Source organism: Cellvibrionales bacterium (genome assembly GCA_016713115.1).
GTDB lineage: Bacteria > Pseudomonadota > Gammaproteobacteria > Pseudomonadales > UBA7239 > UBA7239.
In genome coordinates, this window is the sequence record JADJPU010000001.1 from 1,702,799 (window position 1) to 1,720,640 (window position 17,842).

The window sequence follows — 17,842 nt, forward strand, 5'->3', positions numbered from 1 at the left end:
TTTTATGCCCAGAATTTTTGAGTTAGCAGAGGAAAACAATGAGCACGACGCTCTATTGGCATGACTACGAAACTTTCGGCCGCAACCCGCGCTGGTGTGGTGTTGCTCAGTTTGCCGGCATTCGCACGGATGAAGATCTCAATGAAATTGGCGAACCGCTGATGCTGTATTGCCAGCCGCCGCAAGACAGCTGGCCTGACCCAGTCGCCTGCCTGATTACGGGCATCACGCCACAGTTTTGTCGTCAACACGGCGTGCTGGATGTGCAGTTCGCCAAACAAGTGTTGCGCGAATTGAGCCGCCCCGGCACTTGCGGTGTGGGTTTTAACAACATCCGTTTTGACGACGAATTTACGCGGCAACTGCTGTACCGCAATTTTTACGATCCGTACGAGCGCGAATGGAAAAACGGCAATTCGCGCTGGGATATTTTGGATGTGCTGCGCATGGCGCGCGCGCTGCGACCGGAGGGCATCGAATGGCCGGTGGATGAGCTGGGCAATCCGGTGATGAAATTAGAGGCGCTAACGGCGGCCAACGGTATTGAACATGCCGGCGCGCACGATGCCTTGGTGGATGTGCGTGCGACGATTGCCATCGCACGAAAATTGAAACAGGCACAGCCGCGTTTTTATGATTTTGCTTTTCGCTTACGCGATAAAAAAAATGTAGCCGATTTGCTGGATTTAACAACACATCGGCCAGTGCTGCACACTTCAGGCAAGTTAGGCGGCAAACGCTTATTCACTACCTTGGTGATGCCCTTGATGCCACATCCAACCAATAGTAACGGTGTGGTGGTTTTTGATTTGATGCAGGATCCTGCGGCGCTGATCGCATTATCTGCTGATGAAATTCGCCGCCGCATTTTTACTGCCAGTGCCGATTTGGAAGAAGGCGTGGAAAGGTTGGCGATCAAAACCGTACACAGAAATAAATCTCCCATGCTGGCACCGCTAGAATTATTGAATGAAACGGTTGCAGCGCGTTTGGGTGTAGATCGCAGTCTGTGTGAAAAACATTGGCAGGTATTGCAAACGGCATTGCCGCAAGTGTGCAGCAAATTGATGGAAGTTTTTCAGCAGGCATACGAGCCCACAGTGCGCGATGCAGAGTTTCTTATCTACGATGGCTTTTTTAGTCCATCCGATAAACGCGAGCAAGAGGCCGTGCGCAAAGCCGCGCCGCAGGAACTAGCAGCGCGAAATTTTTCTTTCCACGATGGTCGCTTAGCCGAGTTGTTGTTTCGCTATCGTGCGCGCAATTTCCCTGAATCTTTGTCGGCGGATGAAAAGGCGCAATGGGATGAGTTTCGCCAGCACCGCTTGCACACTAAAATAAGCGACGATTGGTTGACGCGAGAGAGTTATCTCACACAACTGCAAGAACTAGAACAAGCTCAGCAACAAACGCCAGAAAACTTAGCCGTGCTGAGTGCGTTGCGGGCGTGGGAATCGGAGGTTCACTGATGCATTTTCCCGGATCACATATTCTTTCTATTGCGTCATTTGAACGCGCCGATATTGAGCGCATTTTTGCGGTAGCTGATCGCATGGAACCCTACGCACAGCGCAAGCGCGTTACGCGGGTGTTGGAAGGCGCGATTCTCGGCAATATGTTTTTTGAGCCGAGCACACGCACGCGCGTGAGTTTTGGTTGCGCATTTAATTTGCTCGGTGGCGAAGTGCGCGAAACCACCGGTTTTGAATCCTCGGCCTTGGCAAAAGGCGAATCGCTGCACGATACCGCGCGCGTGCTGTCTGGCTACAGCGATGTGATTTGCATGCGCCACCCGCAAGCGGGTTCCGTGGCGGAGTTTGCCGCAGCGAGCCGCGTGCCGGTAATTAACGGCGGTGATGGCGCGAACGAGCATCCCAGTCAGGCATTGCTAGATTTGTACACCATCTGCAAAGAAATTGAATCGCGCGGGCGCAGTTTGTCGGAGTTGCGCATTGCGATGATTGGCGATTTGAAATACGGTCGCACCGTGCATTCCTTGTGCAAATTATTTTGTTTGTACCCTAGTGTGCAAGTGACATTAATTTCTCCCAAAGAATTGGCGATGCCGCCGGAGCTGGTGGAGATGATGCGCAGTGCCGGCATACGCGTGACAGAAACGGATCAACTGGAAGCGAGCATAGGCAAGGTGGATATTGCCTACTCCACGCGCATTCAAGAAGAGCGTTTTTCCAGCAAGGCAGAAGCGGATGTGTATCGCGGCAAGTTTCGTCTCAATCAACAGGTTTATACGCAATATTGCGAACCGAACACCGTGATCATGCATCCGTTGCCGCGCGATTCGCGTGCAGAAGCGAATGAATTAGATAACGACTTAAATGAAAACCCCAACCTCGCTATTTTTCGTCAAGCAGACAACGGCGTGTTGATCCGCATGGCGCTGTTTGCGCTGGTGTTGGATGTGGTGGAGTTGGTGGATAAACACGCGCTGGATGTGCGCTGGTTTCGCGGGCGATAAGCAGCGAGCGGAAATAAAAAAACTGGCGGACGATGGTGTCGTCGCGCCAGTTTGTTTGAGGGGTTTAACGCACAGATTGTTGGAAGCGTTTTTCCAAAGTCTGCACTGTGGAAGGCACGCGCATGCTGTCCATGGTGGTGCTCATTTCTGTTAAACGATCCGTAGGGCTAGGGTGCGTTTGCAGCAATAACGCCATGCCGCTGTCACGCGCCGAGCGCGCTTCCAGTTTCTGCATCACGGCGACAAACGCGTAAGGGTCGTAACCGGCATCTGTCATCAGATCCAAGGCGGCTTTGTCGGCGGCGTACTCGTCGCTCTTATCCAAACCGCGTGCGTACACTTGTTTGGAGGCATTTACCACGCGCTGCGCAAACTCGCGCTCAGTGCTGCTCATGCGTCCATCCGTGGCAGCCGAGCCGACAAACGCGCCCACATCCAAGGCTGCGCCGAGCAGGTTATTGCTGCGCATCGCGTTGAGGTAATCCTTGTGTGTCACATGCGCGATTTCGTGCGCTAACACACCGGCCAGTTGCGCTTCGCTGTCCAACATATTCAGCAAACCGCTGGTGACAAACACATAACCACCGGGTGCGGCAAAAGCGTTCACATCGTTGTCATTTAACACGCCGAAATGCCAGTTCAAGCCGGGGCGCGTGCTGTGCAGAGTGAGCAAACGCCCTACGCGGTTTACATACCGCTGCTGATTTTGCTGGCGGCTGAGTTTAGAAGCGCCGAGCAGCGTGCCAGCCATGTGGCGGCCGATTTCGGTTTCTTCCTGTTCGGTGGTACCGGCCGAGCTTTTGGCGAGCTTGTCGCCGGCGTCGGCCAGTGGCGTTAGGTCATAACCGCCGACATTCACGCCACGCATCGCGGCACAACTCATCAGCAGCAGAGAAGCAAGCAGTATGGAAAGACGAGAAATCACTTTTGAATAGCGCATGGCCTTATCTCCTTGGCGCGGGCAGGCCAGCGGCCTGAGCAAATTGACGCGCTTCTTCTGCGCTCACTTGGTATTGATTCATGCGCGCAACTTCGGCGAGATCTTCCTGCGAGTTCTGCAATTGCTCGCGTGACAGCCCGCGCACACCGGTGGCCACGGTAGTGTTGCTGCGCGAGGCTTGCGCCAAACTCGCCAGTCCACTCATGGTGGATTCACCACCGCGCGTGGCGCCGCCTTGCAGGCGCACACTCAGCATGCGCACCCAGCCTTCGCCTTGCGGCGTTTTTACTTGGTACCAAGCGCCTTGGCGCGTGCCAATTTGCAGAGTCTGGCCGGAAGACAGCTGGCTGACCGTGGCGCTGCTGGCATTCGGTGCCTGCTTCAGCTCCGTAGCAGCGGTGGTTTGCCCTGTGTCGGCTTGCGCGGCGAGCGCCGTAGCTAGCAGGCAGCTACTTAACAACAGCCGCGGTGCGGTGGTGCGTGTATTGGTCATGGTGTTTTTCCTCACGGTGCTTTCCTCCTAGGTTCGTAAAGATTCACGGGTTCTTCGCGGCCTTTTACCGTGCAGGCTCCGTGCGGTATGAAATCAAATTGCTCGCCGCACAAATCGCGCGTGCTCTGCGAGACCAGTATGCGGGCGATGCCCTTGGTAACACCTTCCAAGCGGCTGCCGAGGTTCACAGTATCGCCGATGGCAGTGTATTCCAAGCGCTGGTCACAGCCCAACATGCCGACCACGGCGGGGCCGGAGTGTATGCCGATGCCCACATCAAACTCACTGAGATTGTGTTCGGCGCGGAACTGCTCCAGTTCGTCCACCATGTCCAGTGCGGCAGACACGGCGTTGATCGCGTGTCGCTCATCCGCCAGCGGCGCGCCCCAGAAGGCCATGATGGCGTCACCAATAAACTTGTCCAGCGTGCCGTGGTTTTTAAAAATTACGCCCACCTGCCGCGTGAAGTAAGCATTCAACAGCGCCATGATTTCGGCAGCACTCGCTTTTTCCGACATGCTGGTAAAGCCGCGTATATCCGAAAACAGCACGCTGATCTCGCACTGTTTACTTGCCTGTGTCTCGGCGTTTAAGCCTTGTTCGGCAAGCTGCTGCACCACGATAGGGTCAAGAAAACGACCAAACATATCGATGGCGGCCTGCTTGGCGGCGCGCTCCTGCCAGTAGCGCAGTGCTGTGCCGGTGCCGAGCAACAGCAAGCTGGCGATCATCGGTGAAATGATCGGCAACAGCTGGTGTTGGCGGATGGCCAACAGGCTGGCGGTAGCCAAGAGTGCGGCGATCAGGGTTGATTGCCACGCTGTCGCCAACAGCGGTTTTTGCTGTTGCAAGCGCCACAGCAGCCAGAGCAACCAGGGCAGGCCGATCAGCACGCCAGCCCCAGCGTGGTAGTTCAGCCACTGCTGGTTTTTCAGGTTGTCGAAGGTGTTGGCCAGCAAATACAGCCCCGGGTATTGCGCATTGAGCGGGGTGGGTCGCAGGTCGTGCAGGCCGGCGGCGGTGGCGCCAATAAAGATGGTTTTCCCCGCGAAATCCTGCGACTGCCCCGCCTGTACCTTGACCCAGATATCCGCGTAGCTATGGCGTGCATGCGGGGAATCTACGCCGTTGCCGCGCCATGCAATACGCAGTGGAGAGGGCGTGTTGCGCGTGTCGAGTTGCTGTGTATCCGCCACAACCTGCGGCAGCGAGAGTAGCTGCCAGCCCTGTTTTTCCTGCCGTGTTTGATAGTGGCGCGCAATGCCATCGGCATCGGCTAAATAGTTGATCAAACCCAGTTGCCAGTGTTCGGGCGCGCCCATAGCGGGCAGCAGCAAATCGCCGCGTGCATCGGCCTGTGCTTGCGTTGTGCGTTGCAGCGGGAGGTTGTTGGGATAGTTGCTCAGCAATCTTGCTTGCTCAGGCTGTGCGGTATTCATCAGCAGAGTGGGCAGAAAAATGTTGCTGTGTTGATTCAGCACTTCACCGAAATATTGATCGAATTCTGGGCGTTGGATATCCGGCTCGCTGAACCAGATATCAAACACCACGCTGCGTACACCTTGCGCCAACAGCCACTCCACCAACTCGGCGTGAGTGGCGCGCGGCCAGGGCCAGCGACCAATGCTGTCGGCCATGGCGCGCAAACTGTAGTCGTCGATGTCGATCAACACGATGTCGCTGTCGGCGCGCTCGCGCAGGGCTTGTTGCGCGGTGAGTTTATCCAGCCACAGAAAATCCAAACGCGCGCTGGCAGGCCACAGTGCGGGCAAGCAGAGAACGAGTACGGCCAGTGCCGTAGTGACGAGCAGTGTGGGGGAAAGTGGGCGTGCCAACATGTGTCAATCCTTGTAATGGCAGCAGTATTGTAGCAGTCTGACCGCCGCTTTCTGTTACCTCATCTTGTTGTCTGCGCTATGAAAATTTCATCTGTCGTCGCTCTGTTTTTGTTGTGCTGTTGCAGCGTTGCGCACGCTGTGCGTTTGGAACAGCCGTATGCGGTGGATGTGCCCGTGGCGAGTCAATCGGCTGAAGACAGAGTTGTTGCTGAGCGCGCCGGTTTGTTGCGTGTGTTGGAAAAAATGAGTGGCCAGCGCTTGGATGGCAACACGCAAATCGCCGCTACGCAAAATAAAGCCGAAAATTTCGTCGCGCAGTTTTCTTATTTGCAGGACAAAACGGCGGATGGAAAAATCTTGGGCTGGCGTTTGCATTTAGTGTTTCAACAAACGGCGATAGAAAAACTTTTGCGCGATGCGGGCATTGCTGTGTGGCCGCTGGATCGCCCGCAAGTGTTGTTACTGATGGTGGATGAACAAAACCGTTTGTTATCAGCGAGCGATAACGAAGCGGCCGCGACAATGATGCAGCAAGTAGGTTTAGCGCGTGGTGTGCCGGTCTTGTTATTGGATGCAGCGACAACGGATATCACCACGACAGCCAGCGTGCAGAGTTTGGATGCAGCGGCGCTACTGCCGCTGGCGATACAACGCGGTGCCAACGCGCTGTTGTTGGGCAATGTTAGCGGCAGTGACGCAAAAGGCTGGTTGGGTCAGTGGGTGTTGCGTGCGGGTGAGCAAGAGCAGCAGTTGACAGAAAAAGCAGCAACGCTGGCTGCGTTGTTGGATGCTGTGATGCGTCGATCGGCAGAATGGTTGTCAAATAGTTATCGCAACAGTGTTACCACGGATACCGGCCCTGCAGCACTGCGTTTACAGATTGACGATGTGCGCAGCTATGCGGCGTTTATGCAGCTGCGCCAGTATTTAGAACAGCTGGATACGGTGGAGCGCGTTCGCGGCATGCAAATCAACGGCAGTACCGTAATGGTGGATTTGGATGTGAAAGGCCGCGAAAGTTTTCGCAATTTATTTGCGCTGTTTAAATCCGTGCAATGGAAAGAAGAAATCGCTTCACCAATACAAGAAGGTGAAGCAGCAGCTGTGCCTGTGTGGCACTATCTTTGGATCGATGGAGGCGTGCAATGAGTCTTTTTCAAAATAACAGTCAGAGCATTGGTGGTACCCCGCTGATTCAACTCAGCCGTATTTCGCAACATAAAATTTTTGCAAAAATTGAAAGCCGTAATCCAGCGGGCTCGGTAAAGTGTCGCATCGGTGCCAACATGGTGGCGGATGCCGAGCAGCGCGGCGTGTTAAAAGCGGGTATGGAATTGGTAGAACCAACCAGCGGCAACACCGGCATTGCGCTCGCTTTTGTCGGCGCTGCAAAAGGCTATGCCGTGACTTTAACCATGCCGTCCAGCATGAGTTTGGAGCGCCGTCAGTTATTGAAAGCGCTGGGTGCCAATGTGGTGCTGACAGATCCTGCGCTCGGCATGAACGGCGCCATTGCTAAAGCAAAAGAAATCGTGGCGAGTAATCCCGCGCATTTTTTAATGTTGCAGCAGTTTGAAAATCCAGCCAATCCACAAGCGCATGAGCAAACCACGGGGCCAGAAATTTGGCGCGACACCAACGGCGAAATTGATATTTTGATCAGCGGTGTCGGCACGGGCGGCACCATTACTGGCGTTTCGCGCTACATCAAACAGCGGATGGGCAAGGCCATTACCTCGGTGGCCGTAGAGCCGGAATCGTCCTATGTGATGCGCGCTGTGAAAGAAGGCAAAGACTTGAAACATGCACCGCACAAAATTCAGGGATTGGGCGCGGGTTTTATTCCGGGCACACTGGATATGGCGATGGTGGATGCTGTGGAAGCAGTGAGCGATGCGGAAGCCGTGCAGTGGGCGCACCGCTTGATGAAAGAGGAGGGCATACTCGCCGGCATTTCCAGCGGCGCAGCCATGGCCGTGGCCGAGCGCGTGGCGGCGCGCCCAGAAAACGCAGGCAAAACCGTGGTGGTGGTGCTGCCGGATTCCGCCGAGCGCTATTTGTCGTCGCCGCTGTTTGAGGGCTTGTTTAGCGAGCAGGAAAAGCAGCAGTAATTCGCCGCGCGCAATGTATTCTTCGGGCGCAGCCGGTTAAAATCGCGCGCCCTCTTTTTTGTTCGTCCACCCGCCCACCCCATTCATGATGGACTGCCCGCATGTCGCAAGTACTCGACAAACAGCAGACCCAGCTGAAGCTGGAGCAGCTGAACGACGCGCTATCTAGCGGAACCTTTTTGCAAGTGCGACACATGCTGAACAGCTTGTCGCCCCCCAATATTGCCGCGCTGTTGGAATCCAGTTCACCAAAAAACCGCGCGGTGTTGTGGCAGTTGGTGGATGTTGATCGCCAAGCGGAAATCATTCTCTGGTTGAACGACGAAATTCAAAGCCACTTCCTAAAAGACATCGACACCGATCGTTTGGCCGACATGATCGACGAGCTGGACGACGACGATATCGCCGATATTTTGGAAGACCTGCCAGAGACGGTGATCGAAGAAGTGCTGTCGTCGATGACGGAGCAAGATCGCCAGCGCGTTGAGCAAATTCTGTCGTATGACGAAGACACCGCCGGCCGTTTGATGAATACCGACACCATCACCATTCATCCGCGTGTAACGCTGGATGTGGTGTTGCGTTACCTGCGCATGCACAAAGAGCTGCAGCCGACCACAGACTGCGTGTTTGTCGTCAACAGTGATGATCAATTGGTCGGCTTGCTGCCGATTGCGAAAATTTTGACCACGGATCCTGCGGTTTCGGTGCGTGAAGTGATGGTGACGCATCTGCAATCCATTTCCGCCGACATGCAGGCGAGTGAAGTGGCGCAGTTGTTTGAACGCTATGACTGGATCACCGCGCCGGTGGTGGATGCGGACGGCAAGCTGTTGGGGCGTATCACGGTTGATGATGTGATCGATGTCATCATCGACGAAGCCGATCACTCTCTGATGAGCATGGCGGGTATCGCCGAAGAAGAAGATATTTTCGCGCCGGCGCGCAAAATTGTGCATCTGCGCGCGGTTTGGCTGGGCATCAATCTCGCCACCGCTTTTTTAGCGTCGTGGGTGGTGGGCATGTTTGAAGGCACTATTCAAAAAGTCGTGGCACTGGCGGTGTTAATGCCGATTGTGGCGGGCCAAGGCGGCGTGTCCGGCACGCAGACTTTGACGGTGGTGATACGCGGTTTGGCGCTGGGGCAGTTGTCGCGCCACAACATAGGCTGGCTGTTTTCGCGGGAGATGATCGTCGGTTTGCTCAACGGCATCATTTGGGGCGTGGTGGTCGGCGTGGTGGCTGCGTACTGGTTCTCGGATGTGAAGTTGGGGCTGATTATCGGCGCGGCGATGATTATCAACATGGTTGTTGCCGCGCTGTCTGGCGTGCTGTTGCCGTTGATGATGAAGCGTATGAAAATTGATCCAGCCTTGGCGGGCAGTGTGGTGCTGACGACATTCACCGACTGCATGGGCTTTTTCGCCTTTTTAGGCTTAGCTTCTTTGTTTTATCTCTAGTGAGATTTTGTCAGTCATGCGAACTCGCGGCGTATCAAAGCAAGTAGACGCTGAGCTGGATGAAAAACCCAGCAAGTCGCAGCGCAAACGCGATATGACAGCCGCGCAAGAATTGGGCGAACAGTTGCTGCAACTGCGCCCCGATGTGCTGCAAAAAATGCCATTGGATGAACGCTTGTTGGAAACGCTGTTGCAGGCGCAAAAAATGCCGCAACACGAGGCCAAGCGCAGGCATTTGCAGTTGATCGGCAAATTGATGCGTGTGGCCGATGTCGATGCCATTCAAAACGCTTTTTTGGAAACACAGTCGAGCAGTGTGGCGGCAACGCGCGCGCTGCACGAACTGGAACACTGGCGCAGCCGTTTGTTGAAAGAAGGTGATGCAGCAATCGGCGAGGCGTTGTTGGTATTTGTCGGCGTGGATGTGCAGCAATTGCGTCAACTGATTCGTGATGCCAAACGAGAAATAGAGCAGGAAAAACCACCGGCAGCGGCGCGTAAATTGTTCCAGTATTTGAAGCGGTATCAAACAGCATGAAGCCCACGCTGCAGCTCAGGCAGGGGCAATCGCTGGCGATGACGCCGCAGTTGCAGCAGGCGATCAAACTGTTGCAGTTATCAACGCTAGAGTTGCAACTGGAAATTCAGCAGACGCTGGAATCCAACCCCATGTTGGAAATGTTGGAAGAAGGCGAATCCGCTGAAGATGATTTACCCGTAATCAGCGAAGAAGACCTTGCGCGTTTGCGCGAAACCTCCAATGAAGTGATTGATTTCAGTGCGCCCGAACAAGCAACGGAATCCGTTGACGAATGGCAGGATGAATACCTGCCCGAGGAATTGCCGGTAGACAGCCAGTGGGGCGATGTCTATGAAACCAGCACGAGTCCCACAAGCGCGGCAGATGACGATTACAGCTTTGACAGTCGCAATGCGGCGACAGAAACACTGCAAGAGCATTTGTTGTGGCAGTTGAATCTCACGCCGATGACGGATCGCGATCGCATTATTGCGCTGGCAATTGTTGATGCTGTTGCGCCCAGCGGTTTTCTTGAAATTTCTGCCGAAGATATTTATCAAGGTTTGTTAGAACAGTGGCAAGACGAAGATGTGCTGGAGTGCGATGAAGTGCTGGCGGTGTTGCATCGCGTGCAGCAGTTTGATCCACCAGGAGTCGCCGCACACGATCTGCGCGAATGCCTGCTAATCCAGCTCAATCAACTGCACGAAGATACGCCGTGGTTGTTGGATGCCAAACTGATCGTTTCAGATTATTTGGATTTATTGGCAGCGCGTGATTACAAACAGCTGATGAAAAAATCCGAGATTCGCGAAAACACACTAAAAAAAGCGATGGAGCTGATTCGCAGCCTCAAGCCGCAGCCGGGCGCGTATATCGAAGCGGAAAAAACGGAATATGTGGTGCCGGATGTGTATGTCACCCGCAAACGCTCGCGCTGGGTGGTGGAATTAAATCCAGAAATTGCACCGCGTCTGCGCGTGAATGCCGATTACGCCGCACTGGTGCGCCGTGCCGATTCTTCGGCGGATAACGCTTTTCTGCGCGATTGCTTGCAAGAGGCGCGCTGGTTTTTGAAAAGTTTGGTCAGCCGCAATGAAACGCTAATGAAAGTGGCGACAGCGATTGTGGAATACCAGCGCGGCTTTCTGGAGTACGGCACCGAGGCGATGAAGCCGATGGTGTTGGCAAATATTGCCGAAACTGTCGGTTTGCACGAATCCACCATTTCGCGCGTGGTGAATCAAAAATACATGCACACACCCAGCGGTGTGTTTGAGTTGAAGTATTTTTTCTCCAGCCATGTCGGTACCGCCGGTGGCGGCGAGTGTTCTTCTACCGCCGTGCGCACCATGATCAAAAAATTGATTGAGGAAGAGAGTGCGAGCAAGCCTTTATCTGACAGCGCCATTGTCACCTTGTTGGAAAAGCAGGGCATCAATGTAGCGCGCCGCACAGTGGCCAAATACCGCGAGCAGTTGAATATCTCGCCCTCCAGCGAGCGTAAGCGCCTGACTTGATCGGGCCTTATTTAGTCAAGTTCGCTTGACTAAATCTCTGGGCGTTCTTACCATCCTCGTCATGTTATGTCTCGCGTCGAGGAAACCGCCATGAACGCCGCTCAAAAAGATCATCTCGGTCTGTACAGCCCCTATTCGCACGATGTGCACGACGACCCGTATCCCTATTACAAATCGCTGCGCGATAACGCACCTGTGCATTACGACAAAGACGGCGATTTCTACATTCTCAGCCGCTTTGATGATGTGCAGATGGCGATGCGCGATTTCAAGCGTTTCTCCAGCGAAGAGGGCGTGGCGTTAGAGGCGGATGCCGCCAAAGGCTACCCGATGGTGATCACCATGGTGCCGCCCAAGCACACGCGCACGCGCAAGGTCATCAGCCGTGTCCTCACGCCCGACAGCGTGGCCGCACTGGAACCCATGACGCGCGCCAAGACCATCAAATTGCTGGAGCCGTTCCGCGACACAGGCTGCATGGACACAGTCGCCAATTTCGGCGCGTATTTGCCGATGTATGTGATCGGCACCATGCTGAAAATCCCCGAAAGCGATCACGACCAGATCCGCGTGTGGACCGACAACCTGCTGGAGCGCGAAGACGGCGTGATGGCCATGCCGCCCATCGTCGCCGAGAGCTATTTGAACATGGCGCAGTATTTTGAGGATTTTGTGAAAGAGCGCGAGCAGCACATGGAAACGGGTGATTTGCTGAGTTTAATTCTGGAGGCCAAGCGCTCAGGTGAAATCACGCACGAAGATGTGATCGGCTTTTTGATGATACTCGGCATCGCCGGCAATGAAACCACCACCAAGTTGATCGGCAACATGACGGTGACATTGGCACGCCAAACCGCTGCGCGCGCGCAGTGCGTGGCTGACCCTTCATTGATTGCCAAAGCCGTGGAAGAAACCATGCGCATGGAAGGCTCTACGCAGTTGATCGGGCGCGTAACCACCGAGGAAGTCACCCTGCACGGCGTGACAATTCCAGCGGGCAAGCGCGTGGGCATGTTGCTGGTGTCGGCCAATCGCGACGAGCGCCACTACGAAAATCCCGAAGTGTTTGATCTCGCGCGCAATAACCGTGATCACATGGGCTTTGGCTTTGGCATTCACTCTTGTGTGGGCGCAGCCATGGCGCGCATGGAAGGCAGAGTCGCATTTGAAGAAATTCTCAAAATGATGCCGAACTACGAGGTGGAGTGGAGTGGTCTGCAGCGCATGCATTCAGCGAATGTGCGCGGCTACACCCATGTGCCGGTGACTTTCTGACGATTTTTCATTGACCGAGGCGCAGACGCTCCCTATACTTCGCGTCCCTTGCAGCAGCAGGTTGGCTTTCTAGCCAGTGGTACTGCTGTAAAGGTTGTGTGATTGCGGGGTGGAGCAGCTTGGTAGCTCGTCGGGCTCATAACCCGAAGGTCGTTGGTTCAAATCCAGCCCCCGCTACCAAATCATCGAGGTGGTGATTGTTCACTGCCTGTGACGGGGCCCCTTTATGGGGCTTTTTGTTATCTGGCGTTTGCCGCTGTTGGCGGCGCTAGCAGTGATGGGCCTTGTGCCCATTTTTTTATGGTGTAACGAAATACTTTTGAAACTGTTCGGAGATTCATGAGCAGAGCAGACGATCTAGAAACCTTACTGGCGCCCGTAGTTGCGGCGCAGGGTTGTGAGTTGTGGAGCCTTGAGTTCTCTATGCAAGGTCGTCGCAGTCTGTTGCGTATTTTTATTGATTCACCCGACGGTGTTTCTTTGGATGATTGCGAGCGCGTCAGTCGCCAAGTCAGCGCGGTGTTGGATGTAGAAGACCCGATTACCAGTGCGTACACACTCGAAGTGTCGTCGCCAGGCTTGGATCGTCAGTTGCATAAACCAGAACAGTTTGCGCGTTACATCGGTGCAATGGTGGCAGTGAAATTGCGCATGCCGTATCAAGGTCGCCGCCGCTTTCAAGGCAGATTGAACGGTTTGGAAGATGGCGATTTGGTGTTGCAAGTTGAAGACACAGAATTTTTGCTGCCGCTGGATGCCATTGATAAAGCGCAAGTGGTGCCCGTATTCGGCGCAGCAGAAGAACAAGCGGGTGATGCTGCTGTAACAGGTGCAGTGCGCGAAGGGGATGTCATGGGTGACGAACCGGCGCGCGATGCAGATCACAAATAATCAATAGCCATAATCGGTTTAATTACAGTCTAGGAGTTTCACGATGAGCAAAGAAATTCTTTTGGTAGCGGATGCTGTCTCCCACGAGCGAGGCGTAGACAAGGAAATGATTTTCCAGGCTTTGGAGCAGGCGCTCGCCTCAGCCACCAAAAAACGCTATGACGAAAATGCCGACATCGAAGTGACGATAGATCGCCACAGCGGCGAATACACCACAGTCAGACGCTGGGCGGTAATGCCAGACGATGTGCTGGCTGAACTTGGTACACAATTCACTTTAGAAGAAGCACATGAAATTAACCCGAATCTCAAAGCGGGCGATGTGCATGAAGAAGTAGTAGAAAACATCGGCTTTGGTCGCATTGCTGCGCAAACTGCCAAACAAGTTATCGTGCAAAAAGTGCGTGAAGCAGAACGCGCGCAAATGGTGGAAATGTACCGCCATCGCATCGGCGAGTTGGTCAATGGCACGGTGAAAAAAGTCACGCGCGACAACATCATTGTCGATTTGGGTGGCAATGCTGAAGCGGTGATGCCGCGCGAACATTTGGTAGGTCGTGAATTGTTCCGCATGAACGATCGCGTGCGCGCAGTGTTGATCGAAATTCGTCAAGATCAACGCGGCCCGCAGTTGATCTTGTCGCGCAGTTGCCCAGAAATGCTGGTGGAATTATTTAAAATTGAAGTGCCGGAAATTGCCGAGCAAGTGATCGAAATTCGCGCGGCCGCGCGCGACCCTGGCTCACGCGCAAAAATTGCCGTGAAGACTAATGATGGTCGTATTGATCCCGTCGGCGCGTGCGTGGGTATGCGCGGTTCGCGTGTGCAAGCGGTGTCTGGCGAGCTCGACAACGAACGCATTGATATCGTGTTGTGGAACGACAACCCAGCACAGTTGGTGATCAGCGCCATGGCGCCTGCAGAAGTGGAATCTATCGTGATGGATGAAGACACGCGCACGATGGATGTTGCCGTGGCGGAAGAAAATCTCGCACAGGCAATTGGTCGCGGTGGTCAAAATGTGAAGCTGGCTTCGCAACTGACCGGTTGGGCTATCAATGTGATGAGTACCGAAGAAGCAGAAGCGCGTCAACAACAAGAAGCGGGTTCAATTCTTGAACTGTTCATGGCGGCTTTGGAAGTGGATGAAGATGTCGCAGCCGTGTTGGTGGAAGAAGGCTTCACTTCTTTGGAAGAAGTGGCCTATGTGCCGCTCGACGAAATGATGAACATCGAAGGCTTCGATGAAGAAATCGCCACTGAATTGCGCAATCGCGCCAAAGATGCGCTGTTAACGCGCGCCTTGGCCTCGGAAGAAAAAGCGGGTGGTCAACCTGCGGCTGATTTGTTGGGTATGGATGGCATGGATGAAGCCTTGGCGTATAAATTGGCAGCCAAAGGTATTTGCACGATGGAAGATTTGGCAGAACAAGCTGTTGATGATGTATTGGAAATTGCACCTGAGTTGGGTGAAGAAAAAGCTGCCAGTTTGATCATGACGGCGCGTGCGCCGTGGTTTGCTTGATCGCTTGAGTCGGTAGAAACGCGTCAGGTAGATCAGGTAGAGGAGTGTTGCATGAGCGATGTTGTTGTAAGTCAGTTGGCAGAAAATATTGGCACGCCCGTTGAGCGTTTGCTAAAGCAAATGGAAGACGCGGGTTTGCCACAGCGCAAAGCGTCCGATTCCGTTTCGGATGAGCAAAAAGAAGTGTTGCTGAAATTTCTGCGTGAGTCGCACGGTGAAGTTGATAGCGGACCGAAAAAAATTACGCTCAAGCGCAAAACTGTTAGTACCTTGAAAACCGGTACAGGCACGGCGCGTAAAACCGTTAGCGTTGAAGTCAGAAAAAAACGCACTTATGTGAAGCGCGAAGATGCAGCGGCTGACGAAGTGGAAAGCGCAGCAGAAGTCGAGCAGGAAGTGCTGGCGCCTGTTGAAGCAGTTGTTGAGGCGCCTGTAACTACAGAAGAAGTACCACCGGTTGTTGAAGAGCCGGAAGCTCCTGCTGTGGTTGAAGAAGTGGTTGCGGAAGAAGCGCCTGTTGTAGAAGTTGTGGAAGAAGTGCCTGCGCCGGAAGTGCGCGCACCTTCAAAACTGGCGGGAAAAATCTTAGGCCGTTCGGCACTGGATGATGCAGAGCAGCGCCGTCAAGCCGCGATTCTCGCGCGCCGTGCAGCGGACGAAGTTGAAAAATTAGAATTAGCACGCAAGAAAAAACAGCTGGAGGCGGAAGCGGAGCGCCAAAAAGCACAAAAAGCAGCTGCCACACCTGCCGCTGCTGAAGCTGCGGCAGCAACGGGTGATGCGCGTCAAGATGCTGTAAAAAAACGCGCCAAGCAAGATGAAGAAGATGATAAGAACAAGAAAAAAGGTGCGGTAAAAACGCGCGAAAAAGCGGCGCGTGCCAAGCCGAATCGCAACGATGTGTTTGAAATTCTCGATGAAGAGGATGTTGAGCGTCACAGTGAAGATATGGATTTTCGTCCTTTCACGCGTGGCACGGGCAAGCACAAAGTAAAAATGAGTAATAAGCACACCTTCCAGCGCCCTACGGAGAAGCAAGTGTTGCAAGTGGCATTGCCTGAAGAAATTCCAGTGGGCGATTTGGCGCAGAAAATGAATGTCAAAGGCGTTGAAGTGGTGAAGGCGCTGATGAAGCTTGGTGTGATGGCGAATATCAGCCAAGTGGTTGATCGCGATACTGCAACACTGATCGTTGAAGAGTTTGGGCACACGGCTGTTTCAGTTTCTGAAAATGCTGTAGAAGAAGATCTGGAAGCGCTATTGGCGGGTGATGAGGGTACTGCTGCTCCGCGCGCGCCGGTTGTTACGGTTATGGGTCATGTTGACCACGGCAAAACATCGCTGCTCGATTACATCCGCAAAGCGAAAGTGGCGGCAGGTGAAGCGGGCGGTATTACGCAGCACATCGGTGCGTATCGCGTAGAAACGGCGCGCGGCGTTATCACTTTCTTGGATACGCCAGGACACGCGGCGTTTACGGCGATGCGCTCGCGCGGTGCGCAATCAACGGATGTCGTTATTCTCGTTGTTGCCGCCGACGATGGCGTGATGCCACAAACCGTAGAGGCGATTCAGCACGCGAAAGCGGCGGGCGTTCCAATTGTGGTGGCGATCAATAAAATTGATAAGCCGGCTGCAGATCCTGAACGCGTCAAAAATGAATTGGTACAGCGCGAAGTCATCCCAGAAGAATGGGGTGGTGACACGCAATTTATTCCTGTGTCTGCGCACACGGGTGAAGGCATCGACAGTTTGTTGGAAGCGGTGTTGTTGCAAGCGGAGATGTTAGAGCTGCGCGCACCTGCGGATATCCCAGCACAAGGTGTCGTGATCGAATCGCGTTTGGATAAAGGTCGCGGTGCGGTAGCGAGTTTGTTGGTACAGCGCGGCACACTGCGTCGTGGCGATATTGTGCTGGCAGGTTTGAACTACGGTCGCGTGCGTGCGATGTTTGATCACACTGGTCATGCGATTACCGAAGCCGGTCCATCCGTGCCGGTGGAGTTGTTAGGTTTGGATGGTGTGCCGAATGCAGGCGACAGTTTTATGGTGGTGCCTGATGAGCGCCGTGCGCGTGAAGTGGCGCAATTCCGTGAACAAAAACAACGGCAATCGCGTCACGGTCGTCAGCAATCCGTCAATTTGGAAAACATGTTCGACAACATGGGCGCGGATGAGAAAAAAGTGCTCAACATCGTGTTGAAAGCGGATGTGCGCGGTTCGTTGGAAGCGATTCAATCGGCGCTGGCTGGTTTGGGTAACAATGAAGTCGAAGTGCGTGTTGTCAGTGGTGGCGTCGGTGGTATTGCAGAAACCGATGTGAACTTAGCCGTCACAACCAGCGCTGTCATTCTCGGTTTCAATGTGCGCGCCGAAGGTGCAGCGCGCAAACGCGCAGAGCAAGAAGGCGTAGAAATTCGCTATTACAGCATCATCTACAATTTGTTGGATGAAATGAAGTTGGCGTTGGCCGGTATGTTGGCGCCAGAAACGCGCGAAGAAATTGTCGGTATTGCGCAAGTGCGCGATGTGTTCAACTCACCGAAGTTTGGTCAGATTGCCGGCTGTATGGTGGTGGAAGGCATTGTGTATCGCAACAAACCGATTCGCGTGTTGCGCGACAACGTGGTGATTTACCAAGGTCAGTTGGAGTCTTTGCGCCGCTTCAAAGACGACGCTTCCGAAGTGCGCGCCGGCATCGAGTGCGGTATCGGCGTGAAAGATTACAACGATGTCCAAGTGGGCGATCAAATCGAGGTGTATCAAGTCACCACGATTGCGCGCACTTTGTAA

The 17,842-nt window shown here is 54.1% G+C and carries 14 protein-coding genes and 1 tRNA gene; 12 read left to right on the top strand and 3 right to left on the bottom strand.

Annotation, left to right across the window (positions count from 1 at the left end; all coding sequences use genetic code 11):
• Nucleotides 1–38: 38 nt before the first annotated feature.
• Together sbcB and IPK30_08450 are read left to right on the top strand one after the other, a co-directional pair.
• A complete protein-coding gene (gene sbcB / locus IPK30_08445) occupies nt 39–1,469 on the top strand; it encodes an exodeoxyribonuclease I (GenBank protein MBK8103298.1) in 1,431 nt (476 codons plus the stop codon).
• On the top strand, nt 1,469–2,476 hold the full coding sequence (locus tag IPK30_08450; GenBank protein MBK8103299.1) for an aspartate carbamoyltransferase: 1,008 nt from the start codon (nt 1,469–1,471) through the stop codon (nt 2,474–2,476). Before sbcB ends, IPK30_08450 begins: the two co-directional genes overlap by 1 nt.
• Nucleotides 2,477–2,540: 64 nt before the next feature.
• Here the strand turns inward: IPK30_08450 and IPK30_08455 are convergent, their stop codons facing one another.
• The 3 genes from IPK30_08455 to IPK30_08465 are packed head-to-tail and all read right to left on the bottom strand — an operon-like array spanning nt 2,541 to nt 5,747.
• Nucleotides 2,541–3,416, bottom strand: coding sequence for a M48 family metalloprotease (locus IPK30_08455; GenBank protein ID MBK8103300.1), 876 nt, complete (start codon nt 3,414–3,416; stop codon nt 2,541–2,543).
• 4 nt (nt 3,417–3,420) lie between these two features.
• Nucleotides 3,421–3,909 (bottom strand): SH3 domain-containing protein, encoded by a 489-nt coding sequence (locus IPK30_08460; GenBank protein MBK8103301.1) that lies wholly within the window; start codon nt 3,907–3,909, stop codon nt 3,421–3,423.
• Between the two features lie 11 nt (nt 3,910–3,920).
• Nucleotides 3,921–5,747 (bottom strand): adenylate/guanylate cyclase domain-containing protein, encoded by a 1,827-nt coding sequence (locus tag IPK30_08465; GenBank protein ID MBK8103302.1) that lies wholly within the window; start codon nt 5,745–5,747, stop codon nt 3,921–3,923.
• Nucleotides 5,748–5,825: 78 nt separating this feature from the next.
• On the opposite strand from IPK30_08465, the gene IPK30_08470 reads away from it, so the two are divergent.
• The 10 genes from IPK30_08470 (at nt 5,826) to infB (ending at nt 17,842) form a co-directional block, all read left to right on the top strand.
• Nucleotides 5,826–6,896: a DUF2066 domain-containing protein gene (locus tag IPK30_08470; GenBank protein MBK8103303.1), complete on the top strand. Its 1,071-nt coding sequence runs from the start codon at nt 5,826–5,828 to the stop codon at nt 6,894–6,896.
• Nucleotides 6,893–7,858 carry a cysteine synthase A gene (gene cysK, locus IPK30_08475; protein ID MBK8103304.1) on the top strand — a complete coding sequence of 322 codons (966 nt, stop codon included), beginning with the start codon at nt 6,893–6,895 and terminating at the stop codon, nt 7,856–7,858. The genes IPK30_08470 and cysK overlap by 4 nt, the downstream gene beginning before the upstream one ends.
• Before the next feature lie 101 nt (nt 7,859–7,959).
• A complete protein-coding gene (gene mgtE / locus IPK30_08480) occupies nt 7,960–9,318 on the top strand; it encodes a magnesium transporter (protein ID MBK8103305.1) in 1,359 nt (452 codons plus the stop codon).
• Nucleotides 9,319–9,334: 16 nt separating this feature from the next.
• Nucleotides 9,335–9,856, top strand: a complete 522-nt coding sequence (locus IPK30_08485; GenBank protein MBK8103306.1) for a DUF615 domain-containing protein — start codon at nt 9,335–9,337, stop codon at nt 9,854–9,856.
• Nucleotides 9,853–11,358, top strand: coding sequence for an RNA polymerase factor sigma-54 (locus tag IPK30_08490; protein ID MBK8103307.1), 1,506 nt, complete (start codon nt 9,853–9,855; stop codon nt 11,356–11,358). The genes IPK30_08485 and IPK30_08490 overlap by 4 nt, the downstream gene beginning before the upstream one ends.
• A 90-nt stretch (nt 11,359–11,448) precedes the next feature.
• Nucleotides 11,449–12,633 (top strand): cytochrome P450, encoded by a 1,185-nt coding sequence (locus IPK30_08495; GenBank protein MBK8103308.1) that lies wholly within the window; start codon nt 11,449–11,451, stop codon nt 12,631–12,633.
• A gap of 103 nt (nt 12,634–12,736) precedes the next feature.
• Nucleotides 12,737–12,813: transfer RNA gene (locus tag IPK30_08500), tRNA-Met, on the top strand.
• A gap of 159 nt (nt 12,814–12,972) precedes the next feature.
• Nucleotides 12,973–13,524: a ribosome maturation factor RimP gene (rimP, locus tag IPK30_08505; GenBank protein MBK8103309.1), complete on the top strand. Its 552-nt coding sequence runs from the start codon at nt 12,973–12,975 to the stop codon at nt 13,522–13,524.
• A 43-nt stretch (nt 13,525–13,567) separates the two neighbouring features.
• On the top strand, nt 13,568–15,049 hold the full coding sequence (nusA, locus tag IPK30_08510; protein ID MBK8103310.1) for a transcription termination/antitermination protein NusA: 1,482 nt from the start codon (nt 13,568–13,570) through the stop codon (nt 15,047–15,049).
• Nucleotides 15,050–15,100: 51 nt separating this feature from the next.
• Nucleotides 15,101–17,842 (top strand): translation initiation factor IF-2, encoded by a 2,742-nt coding sequence (gene infB, locus IPK30_08515; protein ID MBK8103311.1) that lies wholly within the window; start codon nt 15,101–15,103, stop codon nt 17,840–17,842.